At 66.3% G+C, this 10,403-nt stretch carries 11 protein-coding genes; 5 read left to right on the top strand and 6 right to left on the bottom strand.

The window, feature by feature from the left end; translation table 11 throughout:
* The coding region (locus G3N93_RS25785) for a hypothetical protein (RefSeq protein ID WP_241026696.1) at positions 1–487 on the top strand (487 nt) is incomplete at its 5' end.
* 158 nt (positions 488–645) lie between these two features.
* On the opposite strand, the gene G3N93_RS25780 is transcribed toward G3N93_RS25785, so the two are convergent.
* From G3N93_RS25780 to G3N93_RS25770, 3 genes are all read right to left on the bottom strand, one after another.
* Positions 646–1,434, bottom strand: coding sequence for a lysozyme inhibitor LprI family protein (locus G3N93_RS25780; RefSeq protein ID WP_206134240.1), 789 nt, complete (start codon positions 1,432–1,434; stop codon positions 646–648).
* Between the two features lie 121 nt (positions 1,435–1,555).
* A complete protein-coding gene (locus G3N93_RS25775; RefSeq protein ID WP_206123902.1) occupies positions 1,556–2,443 on the bottom strand; it encodes a DUF4261 domain-containing protein in 888 nt (295 codons plus the stop codon).
* Between the two features lie 224 nt (positions 2,444–2,667).
* Positions 2,668–3,120 (bottom strand): type II toxin-antitoxin system RatA family toxin, encoded by a 453-nt coding sequence (locus tag G3N93_RS25770; protein ID WP_011354432.1) that lies wholly within the window; start codon positions 3,118–3,120, stop codon positions 2,668–2,670.
* Positions 3,121–3,311: 191 nt separating this feature from the next.
* Between G3N93_RS25770 and G3N93_RS25765 the strand changes: the two genes are divergently transcribed.
* Positions 3,312–4,352, top strand: coding sequence for a bifunctional nicotinamide-nucleotide adenylyltransferase/Nudix hydroxylase (locus G3N93_RS25765; RefSeq protein ID WP_174936960.1), 1,041 nt, complete (start codon positions 3,312–3,314; stop codon positions 4,350–4,352).
* A gap of 73 nt (positions 4,353–4,425) precedes the next feature.
* Positions 4,426–5,859, top strand: a complete 1,434-nt coding sequence (locus tag G3N93_RS25760; RefSeq protein WP_206134239.1) for a nicotinate phosphoribosyltransferase — start codon at positions 4,426–4,428, stop codon at positions 5,857–5,859.
* A gap of 72 nt (positions 5,860–5,931) precedes the next feature.
* On the opposite strand, the gene G3N93_RS25755 is transcribed toward G3N93_RS25760, so the two are convergent.
* The gene (locus G3N93_RS25755; protein ID WP_206134238.1) at positions 5,932–6,489 is read right to left on the bottom strand and encodes a GNAT family N-acetyltransferase; all 558 of its coding nucleotides are present in this window, start codon (positions 6,487–6,489) and stop codon (positions 5,932–5,934) included.
* A gap of 237 nt (positions 6,490–6,726) precedes the next feature.
* Entirely contained in the window at positions 6,727–8,193 is a 1,467-nt protein-coding gene (locus G3N93_RS25750) for a PLP-dependent aminotransferase family protein (protein WP_206134237.1), read from the bottom strand.
* A 126-nt stretch (positions 8,194–8,319) separates the two neighbouring features.
* On the opposite strand from G3N93_RS25750, the gene G3N93_RS25745 reads away from it, so the two are divergent.
* On the top strand, positions 8,320–9,207 hold the full coding sequence (locus G3N93_RS25745; protein WP_206134236.1) for a DMT family transporter: 888 nt from the start codon (positions 8,320–8,322) through the stop codon (positions 9,205–9,207).
* Positions 9,208–9,264: 57 nt separating this feature from the next.
* Here G3N93_RS25745 and G3N93_RS25740 read toward each other — a convergent pair whose 3' ends face one another.
* A complete protein-coding gene (locus tag G3N93_RS25740) occupies positions 9,265–9,633 on the bottom strand; it encodes a VOC family protein (RefSeq protein ID WP_206134235.1) in 369 nt (122 codons plus the stop codon).
* A 77-nt stretch (positions 9,634–9,710) separates the two neighbouring features.
* Between G3N93_RS25740 and G3N93_RS25735 the strand changes: the two genes are divergently transcribed.
* A partial coding sequence (locus G3N93_RS25735) for a YafY family protein (protein ID WP_206134234.1) occupies positions 9,711–10,403 on the top strand: 693 nt, incomplete at its 3' end.

Here is a 10,403-nt window from a genome sequence, read left to right as displayed (position 1 = left end):
ATGCGATCGCCGCGGCGCTCGGCACGCAGGCACAAGTCCGGCAGCAGGTCGCGCGCGGCGGCGCGCCGACGTGAGCGGGCGATCCACCTCTTTTACCGATATGCGTAACGGAATCCGGTTTGCCGCGTTGCTCGGCTGGGTGCTGCTTGCCGGCAACGCGGCCGCCGATGTGCCGCCGAAGCCGCCCGGGCCGGTCGTGATGGTGCATTTCGATTACTACGAGAAGGACAAGGCGCGCCTTCACGGGCTGGAGCAACGACTGGATCGCGCGGTGAAGCGGGCAGGGGCCGGCGAACTGGGTGAGACCGAGCTGCATCGCGACGGCAACGACGGTTATCTGTACCTGTATGGCGCCAGCGCCGACCGGTTGTATGCGGTGGCGCGCCCGATCCTGAAATCGTCAGGATGGCTGACCGGTGCGGAAGTCACGTTGCGTCGCGATGCGGGTGCGGAGACGTTCCCGTTGCGTGGGGACGGGGCACGTTAGTACGCCGGCGGGTTGAACGGCGCGGCGGGTGCGGATCGGGCCGGAAGGTGCGCTTTCATCGTTGCCTGCATTGGCGATACGCCGCCGCCGAGGCTTCATTGCGATGACGTATTACGCGTCTGTTCGTGCCCGGGCGGTCGAGCGTCGCGCCGCTCCCGCTACCGGTCGAACCGGAACGACGACACGCTGTGCAGCGTCGCGTCGTCCGTGCCGACGATACCCTGCGTATTCGCGACGGCCGCGCGCTTGCCGTTGCTCAGCACCGCCCAGTAGCATTCGCCGCCGGCTGCGTGGAAGCCGGTTTCCGGATCGCTGATGCCGCACGTGATCGTCGCGCGCATGCCGTGCCAGCCAGCGCCGGAGAAGCGTTCGACCTCTTGCGGCGTGCCGCGACCATACGTCGACATCCATTTGCCGTCGTCCTGCGGCTCGAAACCGGCTTCCTTTTTCGCAACGGGTTCGAGCGCGCCATCGACGATCTCGAACGCGATGAAATAGTTGCTGTTCGTCATGTTGCGGCCGACGACCGCGACGCAGCGGTCGCCGCCGATTTCAGGGCACGGCTTCTTGATCTGGCGGTTCCCGAGGTATTCGAACGAGATGCCGAGCGCCGGGTCGCGATAGGTTTTCCAGCCTGCGTGTTTCACCTGCTTCAACGCCGCCGTACGGTCGCGGTAGGCCGCTGCGACGCAGGCTGCATCGCCGCACGCATCGCGCTGCTTGAGCCATGCGCGTTGCGACTGGATGACCGCTTGCTGGTCGGCGGCGATGCCGACTGCATCGTAGTAAGCGCTCGACAATGCGCTGTCGGCCGATACGAGGGCCTTGTCGCTGCAGATCAGGCGGTCGGTGCGTGTCTTTGCACGCGAGCAGTCGATGCTGTCGGCGTGGGCCGACAGTGAGAGGCCGATGGCGGCCAGCGTGAGACCAAGGCGAATACCGAACACGGTCGGCTCCTCATCGGGTTCGAGCGGTGGCGGTCACGCCGCCGTCAGGTGACGCAACGGCGCACGCGGCTCGTGAAGCGTTGAACCCGTGCGCCGTGCAGCAGGATGCGACGGGGTGAAATCAGCGATTGATTTCGTCCGCCGAAATCAGCTCGGCCACCAGCACCGGCGCCGGCCCCTGCAGGTAATACTCGTGCTCGAGCGGCTCGCGCAGCTTCATGAACGTTTCCGCGCCGATCTGCATCGTTTCGCCTGCGTGCATGCGTGCACCGCTTTCCAGCAGGTAATGCATCACGTTGTTGAAGATGCCCGAGTAGCGTTCGCCCTCGTGATGGCCTTCCGCGAGCGCGGCGAAATCGGGCAGGCCGAACACGTCGGCGCCATAGGTGCGCATCCACACGCCGTTGACACCTTCGACCTCGTATTTCACGAAGCCGCAGAAGAACAGGTTCAGCGGGATATCCCGCAGCACTTCGAGGCTTTCCTCGCCGAGTTCCTTCGCATTGAAGACCCCGGCCGGCAGCGACGTGTGCGCGTGCTCGTTCAGCACCGCGAGGCCGTTCTGTTCAGCCAGCGCGCCCGCGACGGCCGCCAGCGCGACATACTGGTCGAGCGGATTCGCTTCGTGTCCGGCGTAGTAGAGGATCACGTGGCTGCGGCTCGCGCGCACCTGCTGCTTCAGGTCCTGCCCGTAGTGGGCCGGTGCGACACACGTTTCCAGTGCCTCGGACGGATAGGGCGCGTCGAAGCCGACGAGCCGGACAACGTGGTTGCCCCAGCCGGCGAGCCCGAATACCTGCTCCAGCGTCGGCTCGGTTTCGACGCGCGCCTGCTTCATGCTCGGGTGGTACGCGCGCAGCGCGGCCGTCAGCGCGGCGATATCGACCTGCAGCGGACCGTCGAAGACGACCGTCACGCTCAGCGGATTCTCGACGTCGGGTGCCGCGACCAGCGCGACGGGGTTTTCGGGTTCTTCTTTGCGGCCAAAGAATCGGGATATCAGGCTCATCGGATTGAGTTCGTGTCGTAGCCGTTGCAGGGAGGTGTGCCCCGTTCTCTCGGTCGGGGCCTGCCGTCAGGGTGACGGCCGCCCGTAGTTTCCCCGGGTTCGGCGAATCTGGCAAATGCGCGGTGAATGCCTGACGGCGCGGCGGTGGCGCGTTCGAACACTTTCGGGAGGAGGTGGCGCGGGCAAGCCGGGCCATGCGGGCGCGCGGCCCGCGGCAGCGACGATCAGTGCGGCAGCGCTTCGGCTTCGGCCCAGCGCTTGAACGAATCGAGACGCCGGCGCGTCTGCACGAGATAGAACGCGCCGATCAGCGGTTCGAGCAGCCAGCGCAGCCAGGCCGGCTGGACGCGGAAGTGGTAGGTGAATTTCACCTCGGTCGTGCCGGGCGTGTGCTCGGTGAAGTTCCAGCTGCCGCTGAAGCGTTCGAGCACTTTCGGCCCGTCGACCATTTCGACGGCGGCGACCTGCGGCGGACGGTACGAGATGTAGCGCGACACCATCGTCGCTCCCGACTGGCTGCGGCAGAACGCGTCGACGCCGACGTCGGCCGTCATGCCGTCGAGCAGATAGGCGTCGGTGAGGAAGCTGTCCCACACGAGCCGCCGCGCGTAATCCTGCGACCACGTGAAGAGGCGTCTGCGATCGACGCCGACGGTCCGGCTGACTGAGATCCTCATGATGGCGGGCGCAATGGCGCGGATTGGGATGAAATCGAGTGTAACCCGCCAATGCCGCGCATTTCTTCAGACTTGGTCAAGTCGAGGAGGGGCTCGAACGGGCTCGATTGACGCACCCCGGGATTTCCCCTAGGATTCGTTTCAACCCTTCGGGAAAGACCCGAAGCGTTTCAATCTCTTGAGGGAGCCTCATGAGTACGCAACAGAACCGGCGCTTCGACGCGCTCGTTTTCATTGGTCGTTTCCAGCCTCCGCATCGTGGTCACCTGAATGTGCTGAAGTCGGCACTGAGCCGGGCCGAGCGCGTGTGCGTGCTGATCGGATCGACCGACAAGCCCCGCACCATAAAAGATCCGTTCTCGTTCGACGAGCGCCGCCAGATGCTGGCTTCGCTGCTCGACGCGTCCGAGCGCGACCGCGTCACCATCGCGCCGTTGCAGGATTCGACCTACAACGACGGCGACTGGGTGCGCTGGGTGCAGGACGCCGTCGCGTCCGCGCTCGGCGATATCGCGCAGCGCAAGGTCGGGCTGATCGGCCACGAGAAGGACGCCACGTCGTATTACCTGCGGATGTTCCCGCAATGGGAGCTCGTCGACGTCGACGCGACGGAAGACATTTCCGCCACCGAGATCCGCGACCAGTATTTCGCCGAACGCCCCAACAGCTTCGTGCAGTGGGCCGTGCCGGAACCCGTGTTCGGCTGGCTCGAGCGTTTCCGCACGCAGCCGGAATTCGCGCAACTGAAGTCGGAAGCCGAATTCATCGCCGGGTACCACAAGGCGTGGGCGGCGGCGCCGTATCCGGTCACGTTCGTGACCGTCGACGCGGTGGTCGTGCACTCGGGTCATATCCTGCTTGTGCGCCGCCGCAGCGAGCCGGGCCGCGGCCTGTGGGCGCTGCCGGGCGGGTTCGTGAACCAGGACGAGCGGCTCGACGCGGCCTGTATCCGCGAGCTGCGCGAAGAAACCGGCCTGAAGCTGCCGGAGCCCGTACTGCGCGGCTCGATCAAGGATCGCCAGGTGTTCGATCACCCGACGCGCTCGCTGCGCGGCCGCACGATCACGCATGCGTGCCTGTTCAACTTCCCGACCGGCGAGCTGCCGCGCGTGAAGGGCAGCGACGATGCCGACAAGGCGCGCTGGGTGCCGCTCAACGAGTTCGCGCAGATGCGCGGCGTGATGTTCGAGGATCACTTCGACATCGCGTATCACTTCCTGGGGAAGCTGTGATCCGCTGATTCCCCGCATTCCGTCCGCCGCGACAGACGCGGCGGCACTTCAACGGCCTAGAGGAGCTCTAGCCATGCAAAACGATCTCGGCGGCTTTGCCGCGGTTCTCGCCAATCCGATCCTCAACACGGATTCGTACAAGGCTTCCCACTTCCTGCAATATCCGCCCGACGCATCGGCGATGTTCTCGTACGTCGAATCGCGCGGCGGCCGCTACGACCGCACGGTGTTCTTCGGCCTGCAGATGCTGCTGAAGGAATATCTGTGCAAGCCGATCACGCACGCGATGATCGACGAAGCGCGCGATTTCTTCACGGTGCACGGCGAGCCGTTCAACGAAGCGGGGTGGCGCTACATCGTCGAATGCTACGGCGGCTACCTGCCGGTGAAGATCCGCGCGGTGCCCGAAGGCTCGGTCGTGCCGGCGCACAACGTGCTGATGACGGTCGAATGCGACGATCCGCAGGTGTTCTGGCTCGCGTCGTATCTCGAGACGATGCTGCTGCGCGTGTGGTATCCGGTGACGGTCGCGACGCGCAGCTGGCATCTGCGGCAGACGATCCGCCGCTTCCTCGAAAAGACCGACGACGATCTCGCGCAACTGCCGTTCAAGCTGCACGACTTCGGCGCGCGCGGCGTGTCGAGTGCGGAGTCGGCCGCGATCGGCGGTGCTGCGCACCTCGTGAACTTCATGGGCTCGGATACGGTGCTCGGCGTGCTGGCCGCGAACCGCTTCTATCGCGAGCCGATGGCCGCATACTCGGTGCCGGCGGCCGAACACAGCACGATCACGTCGTGGGGTCGCGAACACGAAGCCGATGCGTACCGGAACATGATTCGCCGCTTTGGCTTGCCTGGTGCAATCGTATCGGTCGTGTCGGACTCCTACGATCTGTTCGCCGCACTCGAACTGTGGGGCGGCGAACTTCGGCAGGCCGTGCTCGATTCGGGCGCGACGCTGGTCGTGCGTCCCGATTCGGGCGACCCCGTGGCGATCGTGCTGCAGACCGTGCGCGCGCTCGACAAGTCGTTCGGCTCGACCGTGAACAGCAAGGGGCGACGCGTGCTGAATCGGGTGCGCGTAATCCAGGGCGATGGTGTCGACGAGTTGTCGATCGAAGCGATTCTGTCCGCGCTCGACGACGCCGGCTACGCGGCCGGCAACGTCGTGTTCGGCATGGGCGGCGGGCTGCTGCAGCAGGTGAATCGCGATACGCATCGCTTCGCGATGAAGTGCTCGGCGATCCGGCGCGACGGCGTGTGGCACGACGTCTGCAAGGATCCGGTCACCGATCAGGGCAAGCGCTCGAAGAAGGGGCGGCTCACGCTGCTGCGCAGTTTCCGCACCGGTGAGTATCGGACGACGACGTTGCCCGCTGCGTGGGACGACCGGATGCTGGAAGGCGAGTGGGAGGAAGCGCTGGAAACGGTGTTCGATACGGGGCGCCTGCTCGTCGATACGTCGTTTGCGGAGGTGCGGGCGAGGGCGCACGCGGGGGAGGTGTAAGCCGAGGGGAGGGCTGGCACGGGGGCGGCGGCAGTTCGCGTTGCCCGCCTTCGCGCGTAGACCGAGCATGCTTCATGCGCCGTTCAAGTAGAGCCGCATGATCGGTCGCTCGCGCGATGGTGATGGCATGTGCAGGAAGCCGAATCGTTCGAAGGTCGTCACGAATCCGGTGCTCGATGAACTGGGTGATGTAGATCGATCGATTGGATACGCCTCGATCGCGTGTGCCCCGCTTCGTTTGGCGAGATCGATGGCTGCGTTGATCAGGTGCGACGATATTCCACGCCGCCTGAAATCCTTGCGGATATAAAAACAGGAAATCGTCCAGACGGCAAGGTTGTCCGGCGAGCGCAAGCGCCACGCGTGCTCCATATAAGGCAAAAGCTCGCGACTGCCAACCTGGCACCAGCCGACGGGTTGATCCTCGACGTAGGCGAGGATGCCCGGCGGCGGCCCTGCTGCGACGACCCTTTTCAAATCCGACTTGTTTGCGGACGGCTCCTGTTGACGATATCGCGGGCCGATTCGCCAATACGTGCACCAACAGCGCCGAGTGACTGCGCTATCGCTCAGCAAGGCTTCGATATCGGGCCATCGGTCCGGCGTCAGCGCTTCAACGGAAATGTCCAAAAACGATCTCCTTGTTTGTCGCGACGGTACTCCCGCTTGCGGATAGTCAGATCACGCGCGGCAGCTTAGACCTTCGACGCTGTGTCACTTTCCGGACATTACACCTTCCCGGACGACGATGCCGTCACGTCTGCGTCCGGCTGTTCGACATCGTGACCCGGCATCGAGGCGCCTGATCGAAGCCGCCAGATACGGATCACCGATGCCGTCCGCAATCGGCCGTGCTTCTGCGAGCAATCACAAGCGTGCAACTCGCGCGAGATCGGTTGCGTCTGGCTGCGTGACTGTCCGCACCGCCTCCATCGCCCGCGCCAGCGCATCGAACACCGCCGGCCCTTTGCAGCGCGACACGTTGAAGCGCAGGTACGACGTCGCGCTGTGCGACGCGCTGAACACGTTGCCGGGCGCAAGCACCACATCCTGATCCAGCGCATGGCGTGCGACGCGCGCGGCGTCGAGCCCGTCGGGCAACTCCGCCCACACGAACAGGCCGCCGCGCGGCTCCGTCCAGATCCGGAGCCCGGCGCGCGTGACGCGTCGGAGCGTTTCGCCCATCGCGTCCGCGAGGCGCGCGCGCAGGCTGTCGACGTGGCGCCGGTACGTGCCGTCGACGAGCAGCCGGTGGACGACGTTCGCACCGATCTGCGCATGGCCGAACGACGTCGCGAGCTTCAGGTCGACGAGTGCCTCGATCCATTCCGGGCGCGCGGCGACGTAACCGCAGCGGATCGCGGCCGACAGCGTCTTCGAGAAGCTGCCGATCGACACGACCCGCGACAGCCCGTCGAAGGCCGCGAGGCGCGGCGCGGGTGTGCTCTCGAAATCCGCGAAGATGTCGTCCTCGACGATCAGCAGGCCATGCTCGGCCGCGAGCGTCAACAGCCGGTGCGCGACGGGCGCCGAGAGTGTCGCGCCGGTCGGGTTGTGCAGTGCCGAGTTGGTGATGTACAGGCGCGGCCGATGCTCCGCGAGCACCTGCTCGAAGCGCGCGAGATCGGGGCCGGTCGGCGTGTACGGGACTCTGACGATTCGCGCACGGTGCGCGCGCAGCAACGCCTGGAAGTTGAAGTAGCACGGATCGTCGAGCACGACCGTGTCGCCCGGCTCCAGCAGCAGGCGGCAGACGAGATCGAGTGCGTGCGAGCCGCCGTCGGTCAGCATGATCTGCGTGGGTTCGGCCTGGACGCCGTGCTGCGCGAGCCGCCAGGCGAGCTGCTGGCGCATCGCGGGCAGGCCGAGCGGCGTCGCGTAGTCGGTCAGCGCGTCGGATTCGTCGCGCGACGCGGCGCGCAGCGCGCGGCGCAGGCTCTCGTCCGGCAGCCACGACGGCGGCAGCCATCCGCAACCGGGCTTCACGGACGTCGGCGCCGCTTCGAGCGACTGGCGCGACAGCCACAGCGGATCGAGCCCGCGATCGAGCTGCGGGCCGAGATCGGCGAGCGCGAGCGGCGGCGCGTGCCCCGACACATAGAAACCCGAGCCGCGCCGCGCGACCAGCACGCCTTCGCTCGCGAGCCGCTCGTACGCATCGACGACGGTCGATTTCGACACGCCCAGCGCATCCGCCATCATCCGGATCGACGGCACGCGCGCGCCGGGCACCAGTGCGCGGCTCGCGATTCGTGCGCGCAACGTATCCATCACGGTTTCCACGCGCGTGCGCGACGGGGTGGGCGGAACGGGAAGCGGGGTGGCCTGGCTCATGGCGAAGAATGAACTGTACGGCCGGTTGTCCAGTACAGTTTGTCCAAATTGTATTGGGCTGTAGCTTACGCGCTTTTCGCGGGCGGCGGATCATCGGTCATCCACTTTCCCCGTTCAGGATTTCCCGTGCAAAAGACGACCGACGGATGGCTCAGCGGCCTGCTGGGCGTGATCATCTTCAGTGGCTCGCTGCCCGCGACGCGTATCGCGGTGCAGGGGCTCGACCCGCTGTTCCTCACCTTTGCGCGCGCGACGATCGCCGGCGCGCTCGGCCTGCTGTTGCTCGTCGTGCTGAAGCAGCGGCGGCCGACGCGTGCCGAAGCCGTGTCGCTCGCCATCGTCGCGCTCGGGGTCGTGATCGGCTTTCCGCTGCTGACGGCGCTCGCGCTGAAGCACGTGACATCGGCGCACGCGATCGTGTTCGTCGGGTTGCTGCCGCTCGCGACCGCGCTGTTCGGCGTATGGCGCGGCGGCGAACGGCCGCGGCTGCCGTTCTGGATCTTCTCGATCATCGGGAGCTGTGCGGTGGCCGCGTTTGCGCTGCGCAACGGCGGCCAGGCGTCGGTGGTCGGCGATGCACTGATGCTGGCCTCGATCGTCGCATGCGGGCTGGGCTATGCGGAAGGCGCACGCCTGTCGCGCGAGCTCGGCGGATGGCAGGTGATCTCGTGGGCGCTCGTACTGTCGCTGCCGCTGATGTTGCCGCTCACGTGGCTCACCTGGCCCGCGTCGTTCGACGGCGTCGATGCCGCCTCGCTGTGGGGGCTCGCGTACGTGTCGCTGTTCAGCATGCTGATCGGCTTCGTGTTCTGGTATCGCGGGCTCGCGCTCGGCGGGATCGCGGGCGTCGGCCAGTTGCAGCTGCTGCAGCCGTTCTTCGGCCTGCTGCTGGCGGCCGGGTTGCTGCACGAGACGGTGCCGCCGTCGATGGTTGTCGTGACGGTCGTCGTGGTCGGCTGCGTGGCGGGTGCGAAATACTTCTCGAAAATGACGCCCGTGCGGCGCGCGGGCTGACGTGCGAGCCTGAACCGATGCGCGGGCGCGACCCGTCGAAGGTCGGCCCGCTCGCACTCACTCGTCCGGCGTGCACACGCGCAAGCGGTGGCCGTCCGGGTCGAGCGCGACGAACGTCAGGCCGAACACGGCCGTCATGGGCTCTTGCTCGAACGGCACGCCGAGCGCCTTCCACGCGTCATGCAGCCGCCGGACTTCGCGGTCGTCGTCGACCATGAACGCCAGCTCCGACCGGTGGCCGGCGCCACCCGACACGAAATCGCGCGCACTAGTTGACCACAAGCCCAGATGCAGCCCGTTGTCGAACGTGAACGCCGCATAGGTGGGAAACGCGGCGACCGGCGGGCGGCCGAACAGTCGCTCGTAGAACTGCGCGCTGCGCGCCGGGTCCTCGACATACAGAAGAACGAGATTCGGAGAGGTCATGCGGAGCCGTCCTGGGTTCGATTAAGATGCGTTCCATTCTATGAACGGATGCTGTCAGAAAATGGCAGCATGGAACGATGACGCGTGCCGAACGATTGCTCTCGCTGCTGCAGGTGCTGCGGCGCCACCGCCGCCCGGTGAGCGGCCGCGTGCTGGCCGGGGAGCTCGGCGTCAGCCTCCGGACGATCTATCGCGATATCGCGTCGCTACAGGCCCAGGGCGCGGACATCGAAGGCGAGCCCGGTATCGGCTATGTGCTGCGCGCCGGCTTCATGCTGCCGCCGCTGATGTTTTCGCAGACGGAACTGGAAGCGCTGATGCTCGGTTTTCGCTGGGTCGGGAAGTTTGCGGATGCGCAGCTCACGACGGCTGCGGCCGATGCACTCGCGAAGATCTCCGCGGTGCTGCCCGCCGAGCTGCGCCGCGAGATGGAATGCACGACGCTGCTCGTCGGCCCGCGCACGATCGTGGATCGGGAAACCGTCGACATGCGTGTCGTGCGCGCGGCGATTCGCACCGAAAGCAAGCTGGGGATCCGCTACGCGGGCGAGGGCCGGAAGACGATCGACGAACGGGTTGTATGGCCGTTCGCGCTCGGATATTTCAATGATGTACGGATCCTGGCGGCGTGGTGCGAAGGGCGAAACGATTTCCGGCATTTCCGGACGGATCGCATCGTTGAACTCGAACCGCTGGACGTGCGCTATCCGCGGCGGCGCGCGGCGTTGCTGAAGGAGTGGCGAGCGACGGGCGCCGACGTGCGCGTGGCG

Origin of the sequence: Burkholderia sp. Se-20378 (assembly GCF_017104665.1) — a bacterium.
GTDB lineage: Bacteria > Pseudomonadota > Gammaproteobacteria > Burkholderiales > Burkholderiaceae > Burkholderia > Burkholderia lata.
This window is presented reverse-complemented; position numbering and strand designations above follow the sequence as displayed.